The organism is Streptomyces sp. SAI-135, assembly GCF_029893805.1.
GTDB lineage: Bacteria > Actinomycetota > Actinomycetes > Streptomycetales > Streptomycetaceae > Streptomyces.
Genome location: NZ_JARXYP010000002.1, coordinates 6,949,562 through 6,975,121, shown reverse-complemented (window position 1 = coordinate 6,975,121; position 25,560 = coordinate 6,949,562). Strand labels below are relative to the sequence as shown.

The 25,560-nt window shown below is 73.0% G+C and carries 24 protein-coding genes; 17 read left to right on the top strand and 7 right to left on the bottom strand.

Annotated elements, in window-relative coordinates; translation table 11 throughout:
- Window positions 1–32: 32 nt before the first annotated feature.
- From M2163_RS36020 to M2163_RS36000, 5 genes are all read right to left on the bottom strand, one after another.
- Complete coding sequence (locus tag M2163_RS36020) at window positions 33–1,505, bottom strand: glycoside hydrolase family 3 N-terminal domain-containing protein (RefSeq protein WP_280848739.1); 1,473 nt, start codon at window positions 1,503–1,505, stop codon at window positions 33–35.
- A 76-nt stretch (window positions 1,506–1,581) separates the two neighbouring features.
- Window positions 1,582–1,989, bottom strand: coding sequence for a peptide-methionine (R)-S-oxide reductase MsrB (gene msrB / locus M2163_RS36015; RefSeq protein ID WP_280848740.1), 408 nt, complete (start codon window positions 1,987–1,989; stop codon window positions 1,582–1,584).
- Between the two features lie 14 nt (window positions 1,990–2,003).
- Window positions 2,004–3,395 (bottom strand): UDP-N-acetylmuramate--L-alanine ligase, encoded by a 1,392-nt coding sequence (gene murC / locus M2163_RS36010; RefSeq protein WP_280896057.1) that lies wholly within the window; start codon window positions 3,393–3,395, stop codon window positions 2,004–2,006.
- Window positions 3,396–3,440: 45 nt separating this feature from the next.
- The gene (locus tag M2163_RS36005; RefSeq protein ID WP_125194978.1) at window positions 3,441–3,896 is read right to left on the bottom strand and encodes an indole-3-glycerol phosphate synthase; all 456 of its coding nucleotides are present in this window, start codon (window positions 3,894–3,896) and stop codon (window positions 3,441–3,443) included.
- Between the two features lie 170 nt (window positions 3,897–4,066).
- Complete coding sequence (locus M2163_RS36000; RefSeq protein WP_280848742.1) at window positions 4,067–4,873, bottom strand: pyrimidine reductase family protein; 807 nt, start codon at window positions 4,871–4,873, stop codon at window positions 4,067–4,069.
- Between the two features lie 73 nt (window positions 4,874–4,946).
- Between M2163_RS36000 and zapE the strand changes: the two genes are divergently transcribed.
- The 16 genes from zapE to M2163_RS35915 all read left to right on the top strand — a co-directional run bounded on the left by zapE (window position 4,947) and on the right by M2163_RS35915 (window position 22,150).
- Window positions 4,947–6,011, top strand: a complete 1,065-nt coding sequence (gene zapE, locus M2163_RS35995) for a cell division protein ZapE (RefSeq protein WP_280897367.1) — start codon at window positions 4,947–4,949, stop codon at window positions 6,009–6,011.
- Between the two features lie 699 nt (window positions 6,012–6,710).
- A complete protein-coding gene (locus tag M2163_RS35985) occupies window positions 6,711–7,289 on the top strand; it encodes a carbonic anhydrase (protein ID WP_280848744.1) in 579 nt (192 codons plus the stop codon).
- 5 nt (window positions 7,290–7,294) lie between these two features.
- A complete protein-coding gene (locus M2163_RS35980) occupies window positions 7,295–8,776 on the top strand; it encodes a SulP family inorganic anion transporter (RefSeq protein ID WP_280896056.1) in 1,482 nt (493 codons plus the stop codon).
- A gap of 99 nt (window positions 8,777–8,875) precedes the next feature.
- Window positions 8,876–9,652, top strand: a complete 777-nt coding sequence (locus M2163_RS35975) for a slipin family protein (protein ID WP_280848746.1) — start codon at window positions 8,876–8,878, stop codon at window positions 9,650–9,652.
- A 100-nt stretch (window positions 9,653–9,752) separates the two neighbouring features.
- Complete coding sequence (locus M2163_RS35970; RefSeq protein ID WP_280896055.1) at window positions 9,753–11,120, top strand: PhoX family protein; 1,368 nt, start codon at window positions 9,753–9,755, stop codon at window positions 11,118–11,120.
- A gap of 81 nt (window positions 11,121–11,201) precedes the next feature.
- On the top strand, window positions 11,202–12,089 hold the full coding sequence (locus tag M2163_RS35965; RefSeq protein WP_280896054.1) for a PPK2 family polyphosphate kinase: 888 nt from the start codon (window positions 11,202–11,204) through the stop codon (window positions 12,087–12,089).
- Between the two features lie 20 nt (window positions 12,090–12,109).
- The gene (locus M2163_RS35960) at window positions 12,110–13,627 is read left to right on the top strand and encodes an FAD-dependent oxidoreductase (protein ID WP_280896053.1); all 1,518 of its coding nucleotides are present in this window, start codon (window positions 12,110–12,112) and stop codon (window positions 13,625–13,627) included.
- Window positions 13,628–13,687: 60 nt separating this feature from the next.
- On the top strand, window positions 13,688–14,509 hold the full coding sequence (locus tag M2163_RS35955; protein ID WP_280897366.1) for a polysaccharide deacetylase family protein: 822 nt from the start codon (window positions 13,688–13,690) through the stop codon (window positions 14,507–14,509).
- 9 nt (window positions 14,510–14,518) lie between these two features.
- A complete protein-coding gene (locus M2163_RS35950) occupies window positions 14,519–14,698 on the top strand; it encodes a hypothetical protein (protein WP_280848751.1) in 180 nt (59 codons plus the stop codon).
- A 16-nt stretch (window positions 14,699–14,714) separates the two neighbouring features.
- Window positions 14,715–15,431, top strand: a complete 717-nt coding sequence (locus tag M2163_RS35945; RefSeq protein WP_280896052.1) for an aminoacyl-tRNA hydrolase — start codon at window positions 14,715–14,717, stop codon at window positions 15,429–15,431.
- Window positions 15,428–16,027, top strand: a complete 600-nt coding sequence (locus M2163_RS35940; protein ID WP_280896051.1) for a TetR family transcriptional regulator C-terminal domain-containing protein — start codon at window positions 15,428–15,430, stop codon at window positions 16,025–16,027. The genes M2163_RS35945 and M2163_RS35940 overlap by 4 nt, the downstream gene beginning before the upstream one ends.
- Window positions 16,028–16,117: 90 nt before the next feature.
- On the top strand, window positions 16,118–16,546 hold the full coding sequence (locus tag M2163_RS35935) for a maleylpyruvate isomerase N-terminal domain-containing protein (protein WP_280896050.1): 429 nt from the start codon (window positions 16,118–16,120) through the stop codon (window positions 16,544–16,546).
- A 210-nt stretch (window positions 16,547–16,756) separates the two neighbouring features.
- Window positions 16,757–18,058 (top strand): DUF692 domain-containing protein, encoded by a 1,302-nt coding sequence (locus M2163_RS35930; protein ID WP_280896049.1) that lies wholly within the window; start codon window positions 16,757–16,759, stop codon window positions 18,056–18,058.
- A gap of 103 nt (window positions 18,059–18,161) precedes the next feature.
- Complete coding sequence (locus M2163_RS35925) at window positions 18,162–18,950, top strand: DUF4142 domain-containing protein (RefSeq protein WP_280896048.1); 789 nt, start codon at window positions 18,162–18,164, stop codon at window positions 18,948–18,950.
- Between the two features lie 100 nt (window positions 18,951–19,050).
- Complete coding sequence (locus M2163_RS35920; protein WP_280896047.1) at window positions 19,051–19,890, top strand: TIGR04222 domain-containing membrane protein; 840 nt, start codon at window positions 19,051–19,053, stop codon at window positions 19,888–19,890.
- 643 nt (window positions 19,891–20,533) lie between these two features.
- Entirely contained in the window at window positions 20,534–22,150 is a 1,617-nt protein-coding gene (locus M2163_RS35915) for an alpha/beta hydrolase (RefSeq protein ID WP_280896046.1), read from the top strand.
- On the opposite strand, the gene hemQ is transcribed toward M2163_RS35915, so the two are convergent.
- Together hemQ and hemG are read right to left on the bottom strand one after the other, a co-directional pair.
- Window positions 22,151–22,882, bottom strand: coding sequence for a hydrogen peroxide-dependent heme synthase (gene hemQ, locus M2163_RS35910; protein ID WP_030313815.1), 732 nt, complete (start codon window positions 22,880–22,882; stop codon window positions 22,151–22,153). It lies immediately after the preceding gene.
- A gap of 5 nt (window positions 22,883–22,887) precedes the next feature.
- Window positions 22,888–24,327, bottom strand: a complete 1,440-nt coding sequence (gene hemG, locus M2163_RS35905; protein ID WP_280896045.1) for a protoporphyrinogen oxidase — start codon at window positions 24,325–24,327, stop codon at window positions 22,888–22,890.
- 157 nt (window positions 24,328–24,484) lie between these two features.
- On the opposite strand from hemG, the gene M2163_RS35900 reads away from it, so the two are divergent.
- Window positions 24,485–25,552 (top strand): DUF4349 domain-containing protein, encoded by a 1,068-nt coding sequence (locus M2163_RS35900; RefSeq protein WP_280896044.1) that lies wholly within the window; start codon window positions 24,485–24,487, stop codon window positions 25,550–25,552.
- Window positions 25,553–25,560: the final 8 nt, after the last annotated feature.

Below are 25,560 nucleotides of genomic sequence, written 5' to 3'. Positions count from 1 at the left end.
GGGACCAGCCCCCCACCGGCCGGCGGACGACATCACCGCGCCCCCACCAGCACTTCGGCCACCGCCTGCAAGTTGACCCTGCCCCGGCCGTAGGAGCACACCGCACCCCCGTCCGGCAGCCCCGTGGCGACCTGAACCGCCACGGGCCGCCGGGCCACCAGCGCCTCCCGCAGACGGCCCTGCCACGGATACAGCCCCGCGTCACACGTGGCGACGACCAGCGGCGCACTCCCAGCCTCGGCCAGAACCTCCTCGACCACCGCGTCCACATCGGCGGGCTCCCCGGCCACCGCCGTCCCCGTGGCCGTCGGGTCGACGGCCAGCACCTGGGTCAGCAGATCCTCCCCGCCCCAGTTCAGCGCGGGGTGAGGCGCCGGGAACAGGTCCACGACGTGTGCCCCGCGCACCCCCGCCGGAGCACCCCGCACGGCTCGACGCGCCGCCTCCAGCCCGGCCCCCGCGTCCCACGGGGCGACCCGCTGGGCGGGCGTCGCGTACCGCTCGACCAGCCGCTGCACCCGCCCGGCGGCCTCCCGGACCCGCTCCTCGGCCAGCACCCCGTCCCGCAGCGCCTCCAGCACGGCGTCCCGGCACTCCAGGGTGACCCGCAGTTCGGGCACGGCGACGATGACCTGGTCGGCCCCGGCCGCGAGGGCGATCCGCGCGCCCGCGGCCTCCCCGTACCGGTCCGCTATCGCCTTCATCTCCAGCGCGTCACTGACCAGCACTCCGTCGAACTCCAGCTCGTGGCGGAGCAGATCGCCGAGGATGCGCCGGCTGAGCGTGGCCGGCCGGTTGGCGTCCAGGGCCGGGAAGACGACGTGCGCGCTCATCAGCATCGGCACGCCGGCGGCGATCGCGGCCCGGAAGGGGTCGAGGTCGAGTTCCTCGTACGGCCGCGGGTCGACGGCGAGTTCGTGGTGGCTGTCGGTCAGCGTGCCGCCGTGCCCGGGGAAGTGCTTGGCGCAGGACGCGACGCCCCGCGCCTCGGTGGCCGCGATCCAGGCGCGAAGGTGCCGGGAGACCAGCGTGGTGTCCGCGCCGAAGGCCCGGGTGCGCACGATCGGGTTGCCGGCCCGGCGCTGGACGTCGGCGACGGGGGCGTAGGAGGCGGTGATCCCGAGCGTGGCCAGGTGGCCTGCGAGGGCGTCGGCGCAGCGGGCGGTGAGGTCCGGGTCGTCGACGACGCCGAGCGCGTAGGAGCCGGGGACCTCCGGGGCGCCCGCGGCCACCAGGTGCCCGATGCCGCCGCCCTCGTTGTCGATGGCGACCAGCAGGTCGGGGCGCAGCGCCCGCAGGGTGTCGGTGAGCCGGCGCACCTGTTCCGCGTCGCGCACGTTGCGGGTGAACAGGATGACCCCGCCGAGCCCGCGGTCGATGAGCCGCTTCAGGGTGTCGGGGACGGCGGTGGTGCCTTCGAACCCGGCGACGAGACAGCGGTGGGCGGCCTCGTCGAGGTCGACGGGCAGGGCGGTGCGGGCAGACGGGCGCTCGGTGTGGGTCACCCCCGGAATCCTCTGGCTCGTTCAGCCGAAAGTCAACAGACCAGTGGTTCGGTCATTCAGTCCGGGGGTGCCGGTGTCAGCTCTCGTCCGCGGTCAGCCGCAGCGAGATGCTGTTGATGCAGTACCGCTGGTCGGTGGGGGTCGGATACCCCTCGCCCTCGAAGACGTGCCCGAGGTGGGAGCCGCAGCGGGCGCAGCGCACCTCCGTGCGCACCATCCCGTGCGAGCGGTCCTCGATCAGCTCGACCGCGTCGGTGTCCTTCGGGTCGTAGAAGGACGGCCAGCCGCAGTGGGACTCGAACTTGGTGGTGGAGGTGAAGAGTTCGGCGCCGCAGGCGCGACAGGAGTACACGCCGGTGGTCTTGGTGTTGGTGTACTCACCGGTGAAGGCGGGTTCCGTCCCGGCCTGGCGGAGCACGGCGTACTCGGCCGGGGTCAGCTCCGCACGCCACTGCTCGTCCGGCTTTTCGACGTCGTACGACATGAAGCTCAGCCCCTTTACTTCGCGAGACGGTCCAGGATCAGCGGGCCGAGGTCCGTCACGTCACCCGCGCCCATGGTGAGAACGAGATCACCGGCCTTCGCCATTCCCGCGACCACCTCCGGCACGTCCGCCTTGCCGTGGACCGGCGTCACGTCCGCGCCCGCGGCCCGCGCCGCCTCGATGATCAGCTCGCTCGTCACCCCGGGGACCGGGTCCTCGCGGGCCGGATAGATGTCCAGGACGACCGAGCCGTCCGCGAGCGCGAGCGCCTCGCCCATCTCCTTGCCGAGCTCCTGCGTCCGGGAGAACAGATGGGGCTGGAAGACGACGAGGATGCGGCCGTCGCCGGCGGCCGCGCGCATCGCCTCCAGGTCCGCGGTCATCTCGGTGGGGTGGTGGGCGTAGGAGTCGACGACCTGCACCCCGGCCGCCTCGCCCTTGAGCTGGAGACGCCGCTTGACTCCGGTGTACGCGGCCAGGGCGGGGGCGAGCTCGGCGGCGGGGATGCCGAGGGCCGCACCGGCGGCGAGGGCGGCGACCGCGTTGTGCGCGTAGTGGCGGCCGGGCACGGAGACGGTGAAGGTGAGCGGGGAGCCGTCCAGCTCGACGGTGACCTCGCTCCGCAGTCCCTGGGGGACGACCGAGAGCACCCGCACGTCGGCGTCCTCGGCGTCGCCGTACGTCACCACGCGCACGCCCGCCGCCGTGACGCGGCGGGTCAGCTCGCGTGCCCCTTCGTGGTCCGCGTTGACGACCAGCGTGCCACCCTTGGTGATGCGGTCCACGAAGGTCTCGAAGGACTCGTAGATCTCGTCCATCGAGGCGTAGTTGGCGTGGTGGTCGAGCTCGACGTTGAGGACGATCGCGACCTCGGGGGCGTACTTGTGGAAGCTGCGGTCCGATTCGTCCGCCTCGGCGACGAAGATCTCGCCCTCGCCGTGCAGGGCGTTGGAGCCGGGGGCGTCCAGGTCGCCGCCGATCGCGTACGAGGGCTTCAGGCCCAGCTCGGACAGGGAGACCGCCAGCATCGAGGTGGTCGTGGTCTTGCCGTGGGTGCCGGCGACCGCGATCGGCCGCAGGCCGTCCATCAGCGAGGCGAGGGCGTCGGAGCGGTGCACGACGGGGATGCCGAGCTCGGCCGCGCGGGCCAGTTCGGGGTTGTCGGAGCGGATCGCCGACGACACGACCACACAGGTGGCGTCGGCCGCCAGGTGCTCGGCCGCGTGCCCGATGTGCACGGTCGCACCCAGCGCCCGCAGCGCCTGAGCGGTCTCCGAGTCCTTGGCGTCGCTGCCGGCCACCTTCGCCCCGCGCTGCGCGAGGATCTTGGCGATCCCCGACATCCCGGCCCCACCGATCCCGATGAAGTGCGGTCGGTCCATGGCGGTAGGAAGGCCGGGTGCCATGCGTGTGTCTCCCCAAAGTGGTGCGGTACGGATGCGGGGGCCAGCCTATGCCTTGCTGTGCGAGAACAGTTTCAGCACCGGGACGCCCACCTTGTGACGGGCCCGGGACGCCCAGTCCCGGTGGAAGAACTCCTCCACGTAGTGGGGGTCGGTCAGGACGATCACCTCGTCCGCGCCGATCTCGTCGACCAGGGACTTCAGCGCGTCCAGCGGATGGTTCTCGATCAGCCGCCCCTCCGCCTCGCTCCCGGAGGCTCTGAGCGCCTGGAGGGACACCTCGAGGGCCCGCTCCCCCACACCCTTCGCGGCGTCGCCCTCAGGCGTCTCCCGCTCCCGTACGGCCTCGTCCAGCTCGCCCAGCGCCACGTCGTCGATGGCCCGCAGCAGCCGGTCGGCCTGGTCGCCCCGGGGCTGGAGCAGCACATGGAACGCGACCGACTCGTCACCGTGCAAGGTGGTGACGAACTCCACGTCGGCGGACGTCAGGGCCTTCTCGATCATCAAAACGCTTGTGAACACCGGGCGTCCCTTCTCTACGCGCTGCGGAAACCATCCTGCCCCGCGATCCCACGGGTACTGCCGGATTCAGTGTGCCCGCCGGAAGCGGAACGGAACGACAGATTCCGCCGATGTCGGGCTCAGCGGTGCGGATCGAACCCGCTTCCGGGCGGTCAGGGCCTGCGGTACCTGCTGAAGAGGAACCCGTCCTCCTCCAGCAGGGAGTCCAGTGCGAACCGCGCCGGTACGGCCACCGACGGCCCCCCGGCGATGCGCTGCGCGTCACCCGCGGTGAGCATCGGCGACACGGTCAGACAGAGCTCGTCGAGCACCCCGGCGGCCACCAGCTGCCCGAGCAGCCGGGGGCCACCCTCGGTCAGCAGCCGGGTGTGTCCCAGCTCGGCGAGGGCCCGTACGGCCCGCGCGGGATCGACGCCGACCCCGTCCCCGGCGATCACCACCCGCGCGCCCGCCTTCTCGGCCGCGGCGATCCGGTCCGGGGCCGCCGCGGCGCCGGTGAGGATCAGCGTGGGCACCAGGGGCGAGGTGTACAGCGGGAGCGAGAAGTCCAGGTCCAGGCTCGCGGTGACCACCGCGATCGCCGGAACCGGGCCCTGTCCGGCCGCCTCCCGCATCGCCGCGAACTCCTCACGCGCGCGTGCGGGCCGGTACCCCTCCTGCCGGACCGTTTCCGCACCGGCGATCACCACATCCGCGAGCGCCCGCAGCGTCCCGAAGATCCGCATGTCGGTCGCGGTGGAGATGGGGTGCGAACGGCCGTCGTGCTGGGCGGCCCCGTCCAGGGTGGCGACCATGTTGGCGCGCAGCCACACCTCGGGGGTCCCGGGGCCGGACCCGAGCTCGGGGTAGGCGTAGGCGGCGGCCAGCTCGGCGAGGCTCCAGTCACGGCCGGCCCCGCCCTCGGGCCCGTCGGGGCTCCGGATCGCTGTCTCGTCGGTCACAGGGAACAGGCGTCGCATGTCGTGCAGTGTGGCACGGCCCTTAGCATGGTGAACCGTGTCTACTTCCCCCGCCGCGTCCGGGTCCGGTTCGATGACCGACACCGCCCCGCCCTCCCTGTGCGACCGCGAGCCGCACGTCCCCGCGGACCGGCTGGTCGCCGAGATGGTGCCGCCGCCTCGGTTCGACTCGGTGCGTTTCGACACGTACATCCCGGACCCGGACCAGCCCAGCCAGACCGAGGCCGTCCGGGTGCTGGAGGGCTTCGCGGCGGGTCTCGGCGGCGCGCACGCGGTCGGCGGCGGCAGGCGCGGCTTCCTCGGGTTCGGCAGGGCCAGGGCGCCGAAGACCCCGGCGGGCCCCCGCGGCGTCTACCTCGACGGCGGCTACGGCGTCGGCAAGACCCATCTGCTGGCCTCCCTGTGGCACGCCACCCCCGCCGCCCCCTCGCTCAAGGCCTTCGGCACCTTCGTCGAGCTGACCAACCTGGTCGGCGCCCTCGGCTTCCAGAAGACGGTCCAGACGCTCTCCGGGCACCGCCTGCTGTGCATCGACGAGTTCGAACTGGACGACCCGGGCGACACCGTCCTGGTCTCCACCCTGCTCGGCAAGCTGGTCGAGGCGGGCGTGGCGCTCGCCGCCACCTCCAACACCCTGCCGGGCAAGCTCGGCGAGGGCCGGTTCGCGGCCGCGGACTTCCTGCGCGAGATCCAGGGGCTGTCGGCGCACTTCCGCCCGCTGCGCATCGACGGCGAGGACTACCGTCACCGCGGGCTGCCCGAGGCGCCGGCGCCGTTCACCGACGAGCAGGTCACCAGGGCGGCGTACGCCACCGAGGGCGCCTCGCTCGACGACTTCCCGAGCCTGCTCGCGCATCTCGCCAGGGTCCACCCGAGCCGCTACGGCGCCCTGACCGACGACCTGAGGGCGGTCTGCCTCACCGACGTGCAGCCGGTGCCGGACCAGTCCACGGCGCTGCGACTGGTGGTGCTCGCGGACCGCCTCTACGACCGCGAGATACCGGTGCTGGCCTCCGGGCTGCCCTTCGACCGGCTGTTCAGCGAGGAGATGCTGAACGGCGGCTACCGCAAGAAGTACTTCCGCGCGATATCCCGGCTGACCGCGCTGGCGCGCGACGCCAAGGGCCTCGTCGCTTAATCACACAGAGCTCGCACGTCAAGGGCCACTTCGCGTCAGCGACCCCGCGGGCTTCAGCCTCTCTTCAGCCGGAAACGCTAAGTTAACCCAGCAAACAACTTTGCCGGGCTAAGGTGTTTCTTGACCAGTCGTTGACCAATGATTGGCCAATGGTTGGTCTGGACTAGAAGTGTGAACTGCCGAGAGGGGGGCGCATGTTCCGAGGTGCGACGGCACGGACCGTGGTAGCGGTCGTCGCCGCCGTCCTTCTGGCGCTCCCGTTCTTCGCACTCTCCGGGGGATTCGCAACCGCGCACACAGGCCGTCAGGTTGAGGCCAAAGCTCCGAGCGAAACCAAGCTCTCCGGCAAGGCGTCACGCGCTGAGGCCTCCGGCAAACGCCACTGCAACCACACGGGGGACCCGACCGGTCCCCTGCGCACCCGCGACCGGCACCGCGCCGTCGACTTCGCCCCTCAGGGGCCGGAGCGCCCCCTGTCGGCAGAGGAGCCGGCGGCCGCGCCCGAGCGGGTGGCAGCAGGCGAGTTCCCCCTGTCGAGACCCTCGACAGCCCACGCTCCGGCGGCACTTCAAGTCTTCCGCTGCTGACAGCAGAGCAGTCCCCCACCTCTGTACCCCCACTGTCATGTCAACCGACGCGCCCCTCGGCGCGCCTGGTAAGCCCGACGCGCCCCCACGGCGCGCCAGGAGGAGTCACCACATGCAGCCCCTCATCGACAACGCCCGTACGTTCGGACAGCGCCCTGAGGAGTTCGCCAAGCTGGCCGAAGGCCAGTCCCCCCAGGTCCTGTTCATCACCTGCTCGGATTCCAGGGTCGTCCCGGCCCTGATCACGGGCGCCCGCCCGGGCGAGCTCTTCGAGCTGCGCACCGCGGGCAACATCGTTCCCCCCTACGCCTCCGAGCACCCCACCAGCGAGGCGGCCACCATCGAGTACGCCGTGGAGGTGCTGGGCGTCCGCGACATCGTGGTCTGCGGGCACTCGCACTGCGGCGCCGTCGGCGCCCTGGTCCGCGGCGACGACCTGGACGCCGTCCCGGCCGTGCGGGACTGGCTCAACCACGCCACCCCGCGCCCGTCCGGCACGACCGAGGACCCGGAAGTCGCCGAGGGCGTGCAGAACCACGTCCTGGCCCAGGTGCTGCGCCTGCGGTCCTACCCGTTCATCGACAAGAAGCTGGCGGAGGACCAACTGACCCTGCACGCCTGGTACTACGAGGTGCACACGGGCGCGGTGCGCGTCCACCGCACCGAGACCGACGCGTTCGAGGGTCTGTGATCGGGATGATGACCAAATACCCTCACCTGCGGCAGGACTTCGCCGCCTCCCTGGTCGTCTTCCTGGTCGCGCTCCCGCTCTGCGTGGGCGTGGCCGTCGCCTCCGGCGTCCCGGCCGAACTCGGTCTCGTCACCGGCATAGTCGGCGGCATCGTCACCGGTCTGATGCGGGGCAGCAGCCTCCAGGTCTCCGGGCCCGCGGCCGGTCTGACCGTTCTCGTCTTCGAGGCAGTGACCGAGTTCGGGCTGCCGGCCCTCGGCGTCATCGTGCTGGCCGCCGGCCTGATCCAGCTCGCCATGGGCGCCCTGAAACTGGGGCGCTGGTTCCGGGCGATATCCGTCTCGGTCGTCGAGGGCATGCTGGCCGGTATCGGCCTCGTGATCATCGCGGGCCAGCTCTACTCGGCGGCCGGTCTCAAGGCCCCCGCCTCCGGACTCGACAAGATCCTCGGGCTGCCCGGCGCCGTCGTCGACGCGCTCGGCAGCAGCACGGCGCTCGCCTCGCTCGCCGTCGGCGCGGGCACCGTCGCGGTGCTGTTGCTGTGGAAGAAGCTCCCGAAGAAGGCGCAGACCGTGCCGGGCGCGCTCGCCGCGGTCCTGCTGGCCACCCTGGTCACCCAGGTGTTCGGCCTGTCGGTCGCCACCGTCGAGGTGAACGGCCTGCTGGCCTCCGTCCAGCCGCCCGGCATGGACGCCTTCGGCGAACTGGCCGACCCCGCCATCTTCGGCACGATCATCGCGTTCACCCTGATCGCCTCCGCCGAGAGCCTGTTCAGCGCAGCGGCCGTGGACCGGCTGCACGACGGTCCGCGCACCGAGTACGACAAGGAACTCATGGCCCAGGGCGTGGGCAACACGGTGTGCGGCGCGCTCGGCGCCCTGCCCATGACCGCGGTCATCGTGCGCAGCTCCGCCAACGTCCAGGCGGGCGCCAGGACCAAGGCGTCCCGGGTCATGCACGGCGTGTGGCTGCTGCTGTTCGCGGCCCTGCTGCCCTCGACGCTGGCGCTGATCCCGCTGCCCGCGCTCGCCGGCATCCTGGTCCACGCGGGCTTCAAGCTGATCCCCTTCCGGGAGATCGTGTCGCTGTGGCGCGGCCACCGCGGTGAGGCACTGATCCTGGTGGCCACGGCCGTCTCGATCGTCGCGGTGAACATGTTCGAGGGCGTCCTGATCGGTCTGGCCCTGTCGGTCGTCAAGACCGCCTGGGAGGCCTCGCACCTCAAGCTGGAGATCGTCGACAAGGGCGCGGGCCCCATCCAGGCCCACCTGTCGGGCAACGCGACCTTCCTCAGGCTGCCGAAGATCCTCGACAGCCTGGAGTCGCTGCCCCAGGACCGTCCCGTGGAGCTGGACCTCTCCGGTCTGCACCACCTGGACCACGCCTGCCGTACGGCCCTGGAGAACTGGGCCGAGCGGCACAGCGCGGTCGGCACGGAACCCGTGCGGGTCACCAGGCCGGAGCCAGTGAAGGCCACCGCCCCGTAACACTCCCCACCCGGTCCGGGGCCGCTCGTGGCCCCGGACCGGGCACCAGGCATATCGTTACAGGAGCAGACATAAGGACCTCTGGACGAGGAGGTCGGAATGCTCCAGGAACTGTTGACGGCGGCCGTGGCGACCGCGGCCGCCGGGACCGTCTACCTCGCGGCGGCGGCCCGGGTCGTCAAGCAGTACGAGCGCGGGGTGGTGTTCCGTCTCGGACGCCTCGCGGGCGAGGTGCGCGAGCCCGGGTTCACGGCGATCGTGCCGTTCGTGGACCGGCTGCACAAGGTGAACATGCAGATCGTCACGCTGCCGGTGCCGGCCCAGGAGGGCATCACCCGGGACAACGTGACGGTGCGCGTGGACGCGGTGGTCTACTTCCGGGTCGTCGACGCGGCGAGCGCCCTGGTCAAGGTCGAGGACTACAAGTTCGCCGTCTCCCAGATGGCCCAGACCTCGCTGCGCTCGATCATCGGCAAGAGCGAGCTGGACGACCTGCTGTCCAACCGCGAGAAACTCAACGAGGGCCTGGAGCTGATGATCGACAGCCCGGCCGTCGGCTGGGGCGTGCAGGTGGACCGCGTCGAGATCAAGGACGTGTCGCTGCCGGACACGATGAAGCGGTCGATGGCCCGCCAGGCCGAGGCCGACCGTGAGCGGCGGGCCCGGGTCATCAACGCCGACGCCGAACTCCAGGCCTCCAAGAAGCTCGCGGAGGCCGCCAAGGAGATGTCCGAACAGCCGGCCGCGCTCCAACTCCGGCTGCTGCAGACCGTCGTGGCGGTCGCCGCCGAGAAGAACTCGACGCTCGTCCTGCCCTTCCCGGTGGAGCTGCTGCGTTTCCTGGAGCGGGCGCAGGAGCACCCGACCGGGACCTGACGGGCCGTGACACGCTACGCGCGTGGTTCCCGCGGGCCGACCCAGGTGATAGACACAGCGACGTCACAGTCCTGTCCGCCAGCAGGAAGGCTGCTTCGCCATGTCCGCAACACGACGTCAGGTCCTGGCCCGCAGCGGCGCCCTGGGCGTGGGCATCGCCTTCACCGGCGCCCTCTCCGAACTCTTCGCCGGCACCGCCGCCGCCCAGTCCCTCGGCCACACCGGCTACGGCCCCCTCGTCCCGGACCCCAACGGCCTGCTGGACCTGCCCAAGGGCTTCCGCTACAAGGTCCTCTCCCGCGAGGGCGACCAGCTCCGCTCCGGCGAGGGCCGGGTCCCCTCCAACCACGACGGCATGACCGCACTGCCCGGCAGACACGGTCGCGTCCACCTGGTGCGCAACCACGAGAACCGCCCCACCGCGGCCATCGCCGTCCCCACGGTCGCGGGTCTGACCTACGACCCGGCGGGCAAGGGCGGCTGTACGGCCCTCACGCTGGACTCCCGCAACGACGTGCTGTCGGAGCGGGTCGCCATCGCCGGCACCGCCGTCAACTGCGCGGGCGGGCCCACCTCTTGGGGCACCTGGCTGACCTGCGAGGAGACCGAGGACAAGGCCGGCACCAACGGCTACACCAAGGACCACGGCTTCATCTTCGAGGTCGATCCGACGGACCCGCACAGAAGTGGCGCGGTCCCGCTGACCGCGATGGGCCGCTTCCAGCACGAGGCCATCGCGATCGACCCGAAGCGCGGCATCGTCTACGAGACCGAGGACGCCTTCCTCAAGCCCTTCGGCCTCTTCTACCGCTTCCTGCCCAACCGGCCCGAGGGCGGCCTCGGTTCGCTGCGCGCCGGGGGCCGGCTCCAGGCGATGCGGGTGCCCGGCGTACCGGACCTGTCCGTGATCCAGGAGACCGGTGCCTGCTTCGAGGGCATCGAGTGGGTCGACGTACCGGACCCGCTGGCCAGGGAAACCCCCGTCCGGCTCCAGGACTTCGGGCCGAAGGGCATCACGCACGCCCAGAAGCTGGAGGGCTGCTACTGGGGCGGGAAGTCCGTCTACTTCGTCTCGTCGTTCGCGCGCAGCGCCGACGGTTCGGCCGCCGACCACTTCGGGCAGATCTGGCGCTACGACCCCTCGGCCCGCCGGCTCACCCTGGTGATCGTCTTCGGCCCGGACACCGACGTGCAGCTGCCCGGCGAGTCCCCGGACAACATCTGCCTGGCCCCGAGCGGCGGCCTGATGGTGTGCGAGGACGGCAACGGCGCCCAGCACGTCTTCGGGGTGACACGGCACGGCGAGGTGTACGCGATGGCCCGCGGCCGGCAGAACATCGGCACGCCCGAGGCTCCGGAGTGGGGCGAGTTCGCCGGCGTCACCTTCTCCCCTGACGGGCAGACGATGTACGTCAACTGCTACACGCCCGGGACGACCTTCGCGGTGACGGGACCCTGGCGCAGGTAGCCGCCCTCCACGACGGCCGGCGCGCCCCCGGTCCCCCGGAGCAGGATCGAGGGACCGGGCCCGGACCGGAAAGGACGCCCCATGTCGAAGAAGGGCTCGAAGACCCGCGCGGCGAAGAAGACCGGGGGCGACCTGTGCCTGCGTGAGCTGCTGCGCGTACCGGGCGGCAGGCCGGTGGACCTGGCCGCCCACGACGCGCGGGAGACACCGGCCGGCCCCCGGGACAAGCAGGCGGGCCTGGCCGCCCTGACCGAGCTGGCCGCCCCGCTTGCCGACCTGCAGGAACGCCTGTGGGCGGCGAGCACCGCGGGTGACCGGCGCCGGGTCCTGCTGGTGCTGCAGGGCATGGACACCAGCGGCAAGGGCGGCACGGTCAAGCACGTCATCGGCCTGTTCAACCCGTCCGGCTGCCGGGTCCGGGCCTTCAAGGCACCCACGCCGAAGGAACAGGGGCACCCCTTCCTCTGGCGCATCAAGAAGGCCCTCCCACACGCCGGTGAACTGGGCATCTTCGACCGCTCGCACTACGAGGACGTCCTCGTGGCCCGCGTCCGCTCGCTGGCCCCGCCCGCCGAGATCGAGCGCCGCTACGACGCGATCAAACGCTTCGAGAAGTCGCTCGCCGACGACGGCGTCACCGTGGTCAAGTGCTTCCTGCACATCTCCTACGGCGAACAGCGCGACCGTCTGCTCAAGCGGCTCGACCGGCCGGACAAGCGCTGGAAGTTCGACGTCGCGGACATCGACGACCGCGCTCTGTGGCCCGTCTACCAGCAGGCGTACGAGACGGCCCTGGAGCGCTGCTCGACCCCGCACGCGCCCTGGTACCTGATCCCCGCGGACCGCAAGTGGTACCGGAACTGGGCGGTGAGTCGGCTCCTGCTGGAACACCTGTCGGAGCTGGACCCGCGCTACCCGGAGGCGGACTTCGACGTGGCGCAGGCCCGCAGGCGGCTGCTGGAACAGTGATCCCGGGGTACTCGGGGTCCATGACCGAGAACCGGCATGTCAAGGGCTCGTACTGGCTGGAGACGGCACCCGGCGGACCCCGGCCGCCGCTGACCGAGGACCTCGACGTCGACGTGGCCGTCATCGGCGCCGGCATCGCCGGGCTGAGCACGGCGTGGGAGCTGACGCGGGCCGGACGGCGGGTGGCGGTCCTGGAGGCCGGACAGGTGGCCGCCGGCGTCACCGGGCACACCACCGCCAAGCTGACCGCCCTGCACACACTGATCTACGACAAGCTGCGCCGCACCCGCGGCCCCGAGGGCGCCCGGCTGTACGCCCGCTCGCAGTGCGAGGCGATCGAGCGGGCCGCCGAGATCGCGGACGAGCTGGGCGTCGACTGCGACTGGGAGCAGCGCAGCGCCTACACCTACGTCCGTGACGAGAGCCGGGTCGAGGAGCTGAAGGCCGAGGCGGAGGCCGCCCGGGAGGCGGGGCTGTCGGCGTCGTTCGTGACGGAGACCGGGTTGCCTTTCCCGGTGGCGGGCGCGGTCCGGGTGACCGGGCAGGCGCAGTTCCATCCGCGCAAGTACCTGCTGGCCCTGGCCGAGGACCTGGTCGCCTCGGGGGCGGCCGTCCACGAGCACACCGCCGTCCTCGGGCTCGACGAGGGCGAGCCGTGCCGGCTGTCGACGGACACGCGGGCCACGGTGACGGCCCGGGACGTCGTGGTCGCCACCCACTACCCGATCTTCGACCGGGCCCTGCTGTTCACCCGGCTCTCGCCGCGCCGCGAGCTGGTCGTCGCCGGGACGATCGACCGGGAGCGGGATCCGGACGGCATGTACATCACACCGGACGAGGGCACCCGTTCGGTCCGCACGGCACCCTGGGACGCCGACCGGCGCCTGCTCATCGTCACCGGCGAGCACTTCACCCCCGGCACGGGCGACACCCGGGCCCGGTTCGACGACCTCTCGGCGTGGGCCGCTCGGCAGTTCCCCGGCGTGGAGCTCAGCCATGCCTGGGCGACCCAGGACAACGACCCCACCGACACCGTGCCGATGGTCGGCCCGCTGCACCCGGGCGCCCGGCACACCTATGTCGCCACCGGCTTCGGGGGCTGGGGCATGAGCGGCGGCATCATGGCCGGCCGGCTGCTCGCGGCCCAGATCACCGGTGAGCAGTGCTCGTGGAGCGAGCTGTACGACCCGCGCCGACTGCGTTCGCAGGTCCGCGAGGCGCCGGCCTTCCTCAAGACGCAGGCCCAGGTGGCCCGTCACTTCGTCGGCGACCGGCTGCGTCCGGCGCCCCCGCTGGAGTCGCTCCCGCCGGGTGAGGGCGCCGTGGTCCGGGTGAACGGCGACCGCCTCGCGGTCTACCGCGACGACGACGGCAACCTGCACGCCGTCTCCCCCCGCTGCACCCACCTGGGCTGTCTGGTCTCCTTCAACGGGGCCGAGGACGCCTGGGAGTGCCCGTGCCACGGCTCGCGCTTCGACACGGACGGCAAGGTGATCCAGGGTCCGGCGACCAAGCCGTTGGAGCAGCGGGACATCTGAGCGGGTGACGTGACGGCGGGGGTGAGCGGGAAATAGGGCTTTTCACCATATTTTCCTATGGTGATCACCCTTGTCCGGCGCGTCACCGCCGCCTGTGTCCTCGGCGCCGCCCTCACGGCCTGCGCCTCCGCTCCCCACGAGGCCGCGCGGGTGGCCCGACCGGCCCCCGCCGCGACCTCCGCGCCCCCCACGCTCGCCCCCGGCCCCGGCGGGCTGACCCCCGTCTTCAAGAACGGCGCCCGGGACCGCGGCAGGACGGTGGCGCTCACCTTCGACGCCGACATGACCGCGGACCAGGGGCCCCGGGCGGCGGCCGGCGAGCACTTCGACAACCCCGGGCTGATCGCCGCGCTGCGGGCCCTGCGAGTGCCCGCCACCGTGTTCATGACCGGGCGGTGGGCCGAGGAGTACCCGGACCAGGCCCGTTCCCTCGGGCGCGATCCGCTGTTCGAGGTCGCCAACCACTCCTACAGCCACTACGCCTTCACCGCCGACTGCTACGGGCTGCCGACGGTCCCCGGCGACCGGATGCGGGCGGACGTGGAGCGGGCGTACGCGGCCTTCCGCAGAGCCGGGGTGCCGGACGCGAGGCCGTACTTCCGTTTTCCCGGCGGGTGCTACGACCGGCGGGCGCTGAAGGCCCTGACCCCGGCCGGGGTGACGGCCGTGCAGTGGGACGTGGTGAGCGGGGACGCGTTCGCGACGGACGCGGAGGCAGTGTCCCGGCAGGTGCTGGAGGGGGTGCGGCCGGGATCGGTCGTGGTGATGCACTGCACGCGCAGTGCCGCGCCGACGACGGAGCGGGTGGTACGCACGGTGGTGCCGCAGCTGCGGGCGCGGGGGTTCCGCTTCGTACGGGTGTCCGAGCTGATCGGGTCCTAGGCTGGAGGCATGAGCGAGGACTACTGCACGATCGGCGACGTGCCGAAGCCGCCGGTCGCCGACGGGCCGCCGTACGCCGACTGTGTGCTGTGCCGGAAGCAGACCGAGTATCCGGAGTCGTACAAGGGCATCACGCTGTGCCCGGTGTGCGAGTGGCAGGAGGCTCAGCGGACGGCCTGTTCCGGGTGACTTTAAGGTTGTCCGGGTGAGCCACGACGTGACGCCCCCGACCGACAGCCCCTTCCGTACCGAGCCGACCGCACGCGACCGGGCGCCCCAGTTCGTGCTGCCCCTGGTGGTGCGCATCGAGAAGGCCGCTCCGCCCGCCCGCACCGACGCCCTGGAGACCGCCGCCCGCGCCGTTCTCGTCATGCTCGCCGACGAGCGTTCGGTGGGCGACGGGGAGTGGGCCGAGGCCGTGCGGGACTGGCAGGACGCCCGGATCCGCAAGGTCGTACGGCGGGCCCGGGGGGCCGAGTGGCGGCGGGCCGAGGCCCTGCCCGGGATCACCGTGACCGGAAAGGCGGCCGAGGTACGGGTGTTCCCGCCGGTGCCGCTCGACGGGTGGCCCAAGGAACTGGCCAGGCTCCAGGTCTCCGGCACCGACCTCGACGACCCCGAGCCCCCGGCCGAGGCGGACCCGGCCGCCCCCGTCCTGTGGCTCAGCCCGGACCTCGACATGTCGGCCGGCAAGGCGATGGCGCAGGCCGGTCACGGCGCCCAACTGGCCTGGTGGGAACTGTCGGACGAGGAGCGGGCCGCCTGGCGGGACGCCGGGTTCCCGCTCGCCGTACGGACCGCCGCTCCCGGGCGCTGGGCCGAACTGACCGCAAGCGGGCTGCCGTTGGTGCGTGACGCCGGTTTCACCGAGATCGCGCCCGGCTCGTGCACGGTCGTCGCGGACCATCCGGCGCTGCGGTGAGCGGGGTCGACGGGCGCGTCGAGCGGGGCAACCGCACCCGGCGGACCGTGCTGCGCCGGGCCGTCGACATCGCCTCGGTGGAGGGTCTTGAGGCGCTGTCGGTGGGGCGGCTGGCCGGGGAGCTGGAGCTGAGCAAGAGCGGGGTGTTCGCCCTGTTCGGCTCCAAGCAGGAGTTGCAGCTGGCGACCGTGCGGGAGGCCTCGCGGATCTTCGTCGCCGAGGTGCTGGAGCCGGTCGCCCCGGCCGACGGGCTGGCCCGGCTGCGGGGCCTGTGCGAGGGCTGGCTGCGGTACTCGCAGCAGCGGGTCTTCCCCGGCGGCTGTTTCTTCCACGGCGTCATGGCCGAGTTCGACGCCCGCGAGGGGGCGGTCCATGACGCCCTCGTCGAGGCGCAGCACGCCTGGCTCGCGGAACTGGAGCGGTGCGCAGAGCGGGCGCGGGCCGCCGGCGAGCTGGGCGCGGACACCGATCCGGCGCAACTCGCCTTCGAGGTCGTCGCGTTGATGGAGGCGGCGAACGCGATGTCGGTGCTGCGCGGCGAGTCCACGCCATATGACAGGGTCCGGCGGGGCATCGCCTCCCGGTTGCTGGCCTGACGGCCGGAGCGCTCCTGGGACGATTTACGGTTGCGGCACGGAAAACCAGTAGCCCGATCGTTCGTTTACTTTTGGAGTGAACTGCGGTCGGTGCGGCTGGAGTTCGAGGCCCGGGACGGGGACGACGGGGACTGGGCGCGGGACACCCCCTGCGCCGGGTGGGACCTGCGGCGGCTGGTGGCGCACATGACCGCCCAGCACTGGCGGGAGCCTCGGGAACTGCGCGAGCCCGCCCGTGCGCATCGCGCGGCCGTGGACGCGGTGCTCTCGGCGTTCGCCGAACCGGGTGTGGTGGAGCGGGAGTTCGTGCTGCCGGAGCTGGGCGGCGGTTTTGCCGGCCGGACGGCGACCGGCTTTCACTTCGTCGACCACGTCGTGCACGCGTGGGACGTGGCGGCCGCGCTCGGTGTGCGGCTCCAGCTGGCCGAGGAGGTGCTCGTGGCGGCACTGGCCGTGGCCCGACGGGTTCCGGCGGATCCGGCCGGCCGCGGGCCGGGGTTCGCGTTCGCGCCGCCCTGAAGGTTCCGGAAGGGGCGGGACCGCTGGAGGAGACGCTACGGCTGCGGGGCCGGGAGCCGCGGGCGTGGCCCGGAACGGGTGGGTGACGTCACCGGCCCTAACCTCAAATGTTGCTCTGAACGTCCCCCGGGCACGGTTCGCGCCCTGTCCCCGGGGCCATACCTCCGTCACGCCGGGCGGGTGCGGGAGAGGCCGAGGAGGGGACGGACCATGGAGCGACTGGGCACGGGGATCGGGTGGCGGCCGGAGATCGCGGACGCCGTGGAGAACATGCCGGGCATCGACTGGGTCGAGGCCGTGGCCGAGAACGTCTGCCCCGGGCACCTGCCCGAGTCCCTGCGGCGGCTGCGCGAGCGCGGGGTGACCGTGGTGCCGCACGGTGTCTCGCTGGGCCTCGGCGGCGCGGAGCGGCCCGACGCCGGGCGGCTCCTGGCGCTCGCCGAGCGGGCCGAGGCGCTGGGCTCGCCGCTGGTCACCGAGCACATCGCGTTCGTCCGGGCGGGCGGCCCGCTGACCGCCTCGCCGCGCCTGGAGGCCGGGCACCTGCTGCCCGTCCCGCGCACTCGGGACGCCCTGGACGTCCTCTGCGAGAACATCCGCATCGCACAGGACGCGCTCCCGGTGCCGCTCGCCGTGGAGAACATCGCCGCGCTGGTCGCGTGGCCGGGCGAGGAGATGACCGAGGGGCAGTTCCTGTACGACCTCGCCGACCGCACGGGGGTACGGCTGCTGATCGACGTGGCCAACCTGCACACCAACCACGTCAACCGCGGCGAGGACCCGGCCGAGGCACTGGCCGAACTTCCGCTGGAGGCCATCGCGTACGTCCATGTAGCGGGCGGGTTCGAGCGGGACGGCGTGTGGCACGACAGCCACGCTCACCCGGTTCCACGGCCGGTCCTCGACATCCTCACCGACCTCGCGTCCCGGGTCTCACCGCCGGGCGTGCTGCTGGAGCGGGACGAGAACTTCCCTGAACCGGCGGAACTGGAAAGGGAGTTGGGGGCGATCCGGGAAGCGGTGGAGAAGGGGGGCGCGGCTCGGGCCGACCGTCCGTGGCAGGCTGCCGCCGCGGAGCCGTCGAGTGTGCCGACCGACCCCGCCCGTCAGCGGCTCGCGCTCGCCCAGACCGCCCTGCTGTCCGCGCTCGTGGCGGGCACACCGGTGCCCGAGGGGTTCGACCGGGTGCGGCTGGGGGTGCAGGCGCGGGCGCTCGCGGGGAAGCGGGCGGACGTGGTGGCCAAGGTGGCGCCCGAACTGCCGGTGATCCTGGGGGCGGGGTACCGGCCCGCGTTCCTGGCGTACGCGCAGGGGGCGCCGATGACCGACGGATACCGGCGGGACGCCCTGGACTTCGCCGAACACCTTCTGCTGGGCGGGACCTTGCGGGACGCGCGGGTGCGGCGCGAGCTGCGGGAGTGGTGGCTGGAGCGGTCGGGCCCGGCACCGAGGTCCCACCGGCCGTCGGTGCGGCTGGCCCGGGCCACGCGGAGGGCCCTGCTGCGGCGGTGAGAGCGCGGGGGTCCGGGGACGGGGGGGCGGCACGGACCCGGCAGTAATATGTCAATCCCGCACCTGGAACCCACAAGCGTGCGGTGCCGTGACTGGAGGCACCATGCGACCGCGACCGCCCCTCGAAGGGCGAGGCATATTCACCGGCACCGGGCTCATCATCGCCGGGCTGACGGCGACCCTGGTGGCCCTGCTCATCCCGATCTGGTCGTACGCCGACCGCTCCGGCACCGGACTCAGCGTGCTCAAGGCCGGAACCGTGACGACACCGTACGGGCCGCTCTCCGCCCTGGACCGGGACTTCGTCACGAAGGTGCGGCTGGCGGGGCTGTGGGAGCTGCCCGCGGGCCAGCAGGCCCAGCAGAAGGGCACGACGCAGGCCGTGCGGACGGCGGGGCAGCACCTCGTGGAGGGACACACGTTCCTCGACGCACGCGTGCGTGACGTGGCGTCGAAGCTCGGACTCGCCCTGCCCAACGAGCCCAACGACCAGCAGAAGCAGTGGCTCGCCACCCTCGACGGGGCCCAGGGCGTCGACTACGACCGCCAGTTCGCCAACATCGCGCGCCTCGCGCACGGCAGGGTGTTCCCGGTCGTCGCCGAGGTCCGCGCGAGCACCCAGAACTCCCTGGTCCGCGCCCTGGCCGACGACGCCAACACCACCGTCCTCGACCACATCAAGGTCCTGGAGGCCACGGGATACGTCGACTTCGGCGCACTGGCCCAGGACATGGCCGCGGGCAGCACCCCGCCGATCACCAACTCCCCCGCCCCGCCCGGCCCGACGGCCGACCCGGGCCGGGTCGTTCCGGTCACTCCGTCGCCGTACGCCACGACCTTCACCCTCCCCCCGGCCGCCTCGAGTCCGCCCCCGGTTCCCGTGTCGTCGTAGTGCGCTTTCGGACAAACGGAACGTCACACACCGACAACACTCCGTCCGGATCGTGAACAGCCCATGGCGCCGCCAGGAGCCTTTGGCATAGAAACGCGGCATGTTCTGGGTTCTTCTTCTGCTGCTGGCCTGGGCCGCCGCCGGCACCGCGTGCACGCGGCTGTGCCTGGCCGCCGTACACGCGGCGGCCGCGGACGCGGATGCCCGGGGACACGATCTGACGCTCTACGAGGCGGCGTTCCTGTCCGGCGGACCGCGGCGGGTCGCCGATCTGACGCTCGTCTCCATGGCCCGGCAGCGGCGGCTGCTGCTGGCCCACACCGGCTGGGCGACCGTCGTCGATCCGCGCGGCCGGGACGAGATGGAGCGCACGGTCATCGGGGCCATCGGGCCGGGGGGACAGTCCCGGATCGCTCCGGTGCGGGCGGACGCGGCCTCGGCGGACGCGGTGCGCAGCCTGGCCGACCGGCTCGTCGACGCGGGCCTGGCCGTTCCCGACGGCACCCGCTCCATCGCGGTGGCCGTCCGCCAGGTGCAACTGGCCGCGGGGGGCGTCGTCGCGCTGGGCGCGATCGCGCTGCTGGCCCCCGCGCCCTCGGCGATGCCGCGGCATCTGGTCGCCCTCTGGTTCGCGCTGCCGCTCGCCCTGACCGTGAGCTGTCTGGCCATCGCCCGGATGGAGGTCCACCCGTACTCGCGCTGGGCGTCCCCGGCGGGCCAGCGGCTGCTCGGCGCCCTGACCCGGCACCCCGGCGGCACGGACGAGCGGACCTATCTCACCTCGGTCGCCGTCCGCGGCATCAGCGCGGTCGGCGAACCGGACCTGCGCGCGGCCTTCGCCCACCGTGAGCAGCCCCACGGTCCGTACCGCGAGGAACGGTGCGCGGAGCAGCCACGCGGGGACGGCGAGGAGCACCGCCGTCCGCACCGGCACGACTGAACCCATCCCGGTCGGTGCGCCGGGCCGGGCGCAGCAGGGCGAGAACCCGCAGGCCGGGCAGACAGCCGCGTGAGCTGCGGCCATGGGGCGCTCCCCGGTCGGCGACGCGCACCGCTCGCGGCACGCGCACCACCGCCTCCACCGCGGAGCACCGCCGCGCGCACCGGCACGACTGAACCCATCCCGGTCGGTGCGCCGGGCCGGACGCAGCAGGGCGAGAACCCGCAGGCCGGGCAGACAGCCGCGTGAGCTGCAGCCATGGGCGCTCTCCGGTCGACGACGCGCACCGCTCGCGGCACGCGCACCACCGCCTCCACCGCGGAGCACCGCCGCGCGCACCGGCACGACTGAACCCATCCCGGTCGGTGCGCCGGGCCGGGCGCAGCAGGGCGAGAACCCGCAGGCCGGGCAGACAGCCGCGTGAGCTGCGGCCATGGGGCGCTCTCCGGTCGGCGACGCGCACCGCTCGCGGCACGCGCACCACCGCCTCCACCGCGGAGCACCGCCGTCCGCACCGGCGTGACTGAGCACGCCCGGGGGCGCACGGAGGCATTGGGGCCGACACCCGTGGGGCGGTGCTTGCCTTCCCCCGTGACCGAACCAAACATCCCTTTTGTCGCCGCCGCGCACCGAAGGGACACCGATGAGAGCTCCCGCCCTCTTCACGGCCACCGGATCCTTGCTCCTGACCACGCTCGTCGCCGCACCGGCCGGGGGCGCTCCGGCCGCCCCGGGCGCGGCGGAACTGCGCGGCACCGCGGTCGCCGCCGCGCGCGCCGGGGCGGCCGGCGTCCGCTTCGGCGCCTGTCCCGCGGTGGAGGACCTGCCCGAGGACGTCCAGTGCGGCACGGTGTCCGTCCCGCTCGACTACGCGCGTCCCGACGGCCGGCAGATCGCCCTGACCGTCAGCCGGGTGCGGGCCACCCAGAAGGACCCGCACAACAGCAAGCGCCGGGTGCCCCGGCAGGGGGCCCTGGTCTACAACCCCGGCGGTCCCGGCGCCTCCGGCATGTACTTCCCGCTGATCGGCGCGCTGCCCGAGTGGAAGGGGCTCGCGGCGGCCTACGACCTGGTCGGCTACGCCCCGCGCGGGGTGGGCCGTTCGGCGCCGCTGTCCTGCACCGAGCCGAAGCGGTTCTTCAAGGCGCCCACGCAGGCGCCCACGCACCCCTCGGAGTCGTACAAGAAGGAACGCATCGCGCAGGCGAAGGCGTACGCGCGCGGGTGCGCGCGGCGGGCGGGCTCGGCCCTGCCCCACTACACCTCCCTGAACAACGCCCGGGACCTCGATGTGCTGCGGGCCGCACTGGGCGAGCCACGGCTGACGTTCATGGGGGCCTCGTACGGGACCTACTTCGGTGCGCTGTACGCGACGCTGTTCCCCTCCCACGTGCGGCGGATGGTATTCGACGCGGCGGTGAACCCGGCGCCGGAGCAGGTCTGGTACCGCAACAACCTGGACCAGTCGGCCGCCTTCGAGGGGCGCTGGGCGGACTTCCGGGAGTGGGTCGCCCGGCACGACGACGTGTACGGGCTCGGTGCCACGGCCGAGGAGGTGCTGCACAGCTACGAGAAGGCGGCCGCGCGGCTGGCCGCCGAGCCGGCCGGCGGCAGGGTCGGGCCCGGACAGCTTCAGGGGGCGTTCCTGTCGGCCGGTTACTACGACGACGTGTGGCCGCACCGGGCGCGGGCCCTGTCGGCGTATCTCAAGGGTGATCCGAAGCCGCTGATCCAGCAGGCGGGGCCGCACCAGGAGGCGGCGAAGGAGGCGGAGAACGGGAACGCGGTCTACACCGCCGTCGAGTGCAACGACGCGTCCTGGCCGACCGACTGGAAGGTGTGGGACCGGGACAACACCCGGCTGGCGCGGGTGGCGCCGTTCGAGACGTGGGACAACGTGTGGCTGAACCTGCCCTGCGCGTACTGGCCCGCGGCCCGGCAGGAGCCGCTGGACGTGCGGACCGGGCCGGGTGAACTGCCCCCGACACTGATCCTGGCCGCCGAGCGGGACGCGGCCACTCCGTACGACGGTGCCCTGGAGCTGCACCGGCGGCTGTCCGGCTCGGTGCTGGTGACCGAGCGCGACGCGGGCACGCACGGCATCGCGGGCGGCCCCAACGCCTGCGTCAACGGGTACCTGGACGCCTACCTGCTGGAGGGCCGCCTCCCGGTGCGGCGCGCCGCGTGCGCCCCGCACCCCGAGCCGACGCCGAAGGCGGGTGCCGGCCCCCGGAAGGCGGCCGGCACGCCTACTCGCTGATCAGGCGAGACCCGCCACGAGGTCGCCGATGTCCTTGCGGCGGCCCGTGTAGAACGGGACCTCCTCGCGGACGTGCATACGGGCCTCCGACGCCCGCAGGTGGCGCATGAGGTCGACGATGCGGTAGAGCTCGTCGGCCTCGAACGCCAGGATCCACTCGTAGTCGCCCAGCGAGAAGGAGGCGACCGTGTTGGCGCGGACGTCCGGGTAGCCGCGGGCCATCTTGCCGTGGTCGGCGAGCATGCGACGGCGGTCCTCGTCGGGGAGGAGGTACCAGTCGTAGGAGCGCACGAACGGGTAGACGCTGACGTAGTCCCGGGGGTTCTCGTCCGCCAGGAACGCCGGGATGTGCGAGCGGTTGAACTCGGCGGGGCGGTGCAGCGCCATGTTGGACCAGACCGGCTCCAGAGCGCGGCCCAGCCTGGTGCGGCGGAAGAGGTTGTACGCCTCCTGCAGCTGGTCGCTGGTCTCCGCGTGCCACCAGATCATGACGTCGGCGTCGGCGCGCAGCCCGGACACGTCGTAGGTGCCGCGGATCGTGACGTCCTTGGCGGCGAGCTGGTCGAACAGCTCCTGGACCTCGTCGGCGTAGCCGGTGCGGTCCTCGGGCAGCACGTCCTTCAGCTTGAAGACGGACCAGAGCGTGTACCGGATGACCTCGTTGAGGTCCTTGGCCAGCTTGCCCTTGTTCGGGACCCTGCCGGACTCGGGGGTGGGGGCGTCGTTGCTCATGGCCCCTATTCTCCCGCTCCGCCGTGCAGACTCTGCACCGGGTTGGCCGTGAGCTCCCGCACGGCGGTGAGGTCGCCCCGCAGCTGGTCCACGGCCGCGTGGGCGCTCGCGATGCAGGCCGGGATGCCGACGCCGTCGTACGGCGCGCCGCACACCGCGAGGCCGGGGAGCTTGGCGACGTGCTCGCGGATGCGGGCCACGCGCGCGTGGTGGCCGACGGGGTACTGGGGCAGACCGTCGGTCCAGCGGGTGACGCGGGTTTCGAGGGGGGTGGCGTCCAGACCGGTGGCCGCTCGCAGGTCGTGGCGGGAGACGTCCACCAGGTCGGCGTCGTCGCGCTCCAGGATTTCCGTCTCGCCGTAGCGGCCGACGGAGGTGCGCAGGACCACGACGTCCGGGTTCTCGTCTGCGATCCAGCCCCACTTCTGGGAGGCGAACGTGGACGCCTTGATGGTGCGGCCGTCGACCGGCGGGACGAGGAAGCCGCTGCCCGCGGGCAGGGCGGTGTCGGAGCGGCGGTAGGCGAGCGTGACCAGGGCCATGGAGGCGTACTCGACGGTGTCGAGCTCGTCCGCGGCCTCGGGGGCCTCGGCGCGCAGCAGCCGCGCCGCGGCCGCGGCGGGGGCGGCGACGATCACCGCGTCCGCGTGCCGGACGCGGTCCCCGGTGACGACCCGCCAGCCGCCGGAGGGCTCGCGGCGCAGCTCGGTGACCGGGGCGCCGGTGACGATCTCGCCGCCCTCGGCGCGGACCGCGTCGGCGACGGCGGGCGGGAGGGTGCCCACGCCGCCCTCGACGCCCATGAACACGGGCCCGGTCTGCTGGTCGGCGGCCGTCCTCGCCTGGATCTCGCGGACGCCCTCGGTCAGCGAGGTGTGGGTCTTCGCGACCTGGAAGAGCTGCGGGACGGCCGAGCGCATCGAGATGCGGTACGCGTCGCCCGCGTAGACCCCGCCGAGGAGGGGCTCGACGAGGCGGTCGACGACCTCGCGGCCCAGGCGCGCCGCCACGTACTCACCGACCGCCACGTCGTCGCCGATCTCCGTGCGGGGCAGTCCGGCGTCCTGTGCGATGCGGGCGAGGCCCTCCTCGGACAGCACCCCGGCGAGAGCCTCGGCGGTGCCGGGGACGCCCATGACGTGGCCCTTGGGCATGGGGCGCAGGGCACCGCGGGTCCAGATCGAGGCGGTCGCGGTGGCGGGCGGCTGGAGGAGCTCGCCGAGGCCCACCTCGCGCGCGAGGGCCACCGCCTCCGGCCTGCGGGCCAGCATCGACTCGGCGCCGAGGTCGACGCGCGCGCCCGCGATCTCGCCGGGCAGCAGCTTGCCGCCGACACGCTCCGACGCCTCCAGTACGGTGACGCGCGCACCGCGCTGCGCCAGCCGGTGGGCCGCGGCCAGTCCCGCGATGCCGGCTCCGATGACGACGACCTGTGATCCGCTCATGACCCCAGCCTCTCAGACCGCGCTGACAGTCCACCGGCGGCCCGGTGTCCTTGACGAGTCCTGACCGTGACCGCATCGGGACCGCCCGGGTCCAACGTTCGCGCTCCTTGCGGCGTCGAAGGAGCGTCAGTTGTCCACGACCCTCGGGGGGACGCCCATGCGCGCACCACGTTCACGCCGTTCACGAAGCTCCGTGCGGCCCGGGCAGGCCCTGGCCGGGCTGCTGCTGGCCGCGGCCCTGGCGCTGACCGGGTGCAGCGGGGCGAGCGACTCGGGCGGCGACGGCAGCAGCCTCGCCCAGGAGGACCGGGCCGGCGCCCAGGCGGCCGACAGCAAGGGCGCGGCCGGCACCGAGGCCGACGCGGGCGGCAAGCAGGCCACCGCCGCGCCGCAGCCCGCCGCGAACCACATCATCCGCACCGCCACGCTGACCGTGCAGGTCAAGAACGTCCCGAAGGCGCTCGCCGCGGCCCGCACCACCACCGAGAACGCGGGCGGGTTCGTCGGCAAGGAGTCCACCTCCCGGGACGAGGAGGGCCGGGAGCAGACCGAGGTGGTGCTGCGGGTGCCCGTCGAGAAGTACGACGAGGTCCTCGCCGGCCTGGAGGGCGCGGGCAAGCTCCTGGAGCGCACGGCGAACGCGCAGGACGTCACCGACCAGGTCGTCGACGTGGAGAGCCGGATCGCGACACAGCGGGCGAGCGTGGCGCGGATCCGGGAGCTGATGGACAAGGCGACCAGGCTCAGCGACGTGGTCACCCTGGAGGGCGAACTGAGCACCCGCCAGGCCGAACTGGAGTCGCTGCTGGCCCGTCAGGCGTCCCTGAAGGACCGTACGACCCTGGCGACCATCACCCTCTCCCTGTCCGAGACGCCGGTCGTGGAGGCCGAGGAGGACGACGACCCCGGCGTCGTCGACGCGCTCGCGGGCGGCTGGGGCGCGTTCGTGACCATGCTGCGCTGGATCGTGGTGGCGCTGGCCGCGGTGCTGCCGTTCCTGGCGGGGCTCGCGCTGATCGTGCTGGTGTGGCTGCGGCTGGTCCGGCCCCGGCTGCCGCGCCGCCCGGCTCCCGCGGGCGCCTCGACCGCGCTGGGCCCGCTGCCCATGGCCCGTCCGGTCCCAGCCCAGGGACGGCCTCAGGAACCCGGCGCCCCGGGACGGTCGCAGGAACCCGGGGTCACGCGGGAGCCGGGACGCCCGCAGGAGCCGGGCGAGCGGGAGTGACGCGAGGA

Bases quoted from the DNA above. Each gene is read 5' to 3' on its own strand.
- msrB (WP_280848740.1), bottom strand. From the start codon at position 1,989: ATGTCGTACGACGTCGAAAAGCCGGACGAGCAGTGGCGTGCGGAGCTG.
- murC (WP_280896057.1), bottom strand. From the start codon at position 3,395: ATGGCACCCGGCCTTCCTACCGCCATGGACCGACCGCACTTCATCGGG.
- M2163_RS36005 (WP_125194978.1), bottom strand. From the start codon at position 3,896: ATGATCGAGAAGGCCCTGACGTCCGCCGACGTGGAGTTCGTCACCACC.
- M2163_RS36000 (WP_280848742.1), bottom strand. From the start codon at position 4,873: ATGCGACGCCTGTTCCCTGTGACCGACGAGACAGCGATCCGGAGCCCC.
- zapE (WP_280897367.1), top strand. From the start codon at position 4,947: ATGACCGACACCGCCCCGCCCTCCCTGTGCGACCGCGAGCCGCACGTC.
- M2163_RS35985 (WP_280848744.1), top strand. From the start codon at position 6,711: ATGCAGCCCCTCATCGACAACGCCCGTACGTTCGGACAGCGCCCTGAG.
- M2163_RS35980 (WP_280896056.1), top strand. From the start codon at position 7,295: ATGATGACCAAATACCCTCACCTGCGGCAGGACTTCGCCGCCTCCCTG.
- M2163_RS35975 (WP_280848746.1), top strand. From the start codon at position 8,876: ATGCTCCAGGAACTGTTGACGGCGGCCGTGGCGACCGCGGCCGCCGGG.
- M2163_RS35970 (WP_280896055.1), top strand. From the start codon at position 9,753: ATGTCCGCAACACGACGTCAGGTCCTGGCCCGCAGCGGCGCCCTGGGC.
- M2163_RS35965 (WP_280896054.1), top strand. From the start codon at position 11,202: ATGTCGAAGAAGGGCTCGAAGACCCGCGCGGCGAAGAAGACCGGGGGC.
- M2163_RS35960 (WP_280896053.1), top strand. From the start codon at position 12,110: ATGACCGAGAACCGGCATGTCAAGGGCTCGTACTGGCTGGAGACGGCA.
- M2163_RS35950 (WP_280848751.1), top strand. From the start codon at position 14,519: ATGAGCGAGGACTACTGCACGATCGGCGACGTGCCGAAGCCGCCGGTC.
- M2163_RS35930 (WP_280896049.1), top strand. From the start codon at position 16,757: ATGGAGCGACTGGGCACGGGGATCGGGTGGCGGCCGGAGATCGCGGAC.
- M2163_RS35925 (WP_280896048.1), top strand. From the start codon at position 18,162: ATGCGACCGCGACCGCCCCTCGAAGGGCGAGGCATATTCACCGGCACC.
- M2163_RS35920 (WP_280896047.1), top strand. From the start codon at position 19,051: ATGTTCTGGGTTCTTCTTCTGCTGCTGGCCTGGGCCGCCGCCGGCACC.
- M2163_RS35915 (WP_280896046.1), top strand. From the start codon at position 20,534: ATGAGAGCTCCCGCCCTCTTCACGGCCACCGGATCCTTGCTCCTGACC.
- hemQ (WP_030313815.1), bottom strand. From the start codon at position 22,882: ATGAGCAACGACGCCCCCACCCCCGAGTCCGGCAGGGTCCCGAACAAG.
- hemG (WP_280896045.1), bottom strand. From the start codon at position 24,327: ATGAGCGGATCACAGGTCGTCGTCATCGGAGCCGGCATCGCGGGACTG.
- M2163_RS35900 (WP_280896044.1), top strand. From the start codon at position 24,485: ATGCGCGCACCACGTTCACGCCGTTCACGAAGCTCCGTGCGGCCCGGG.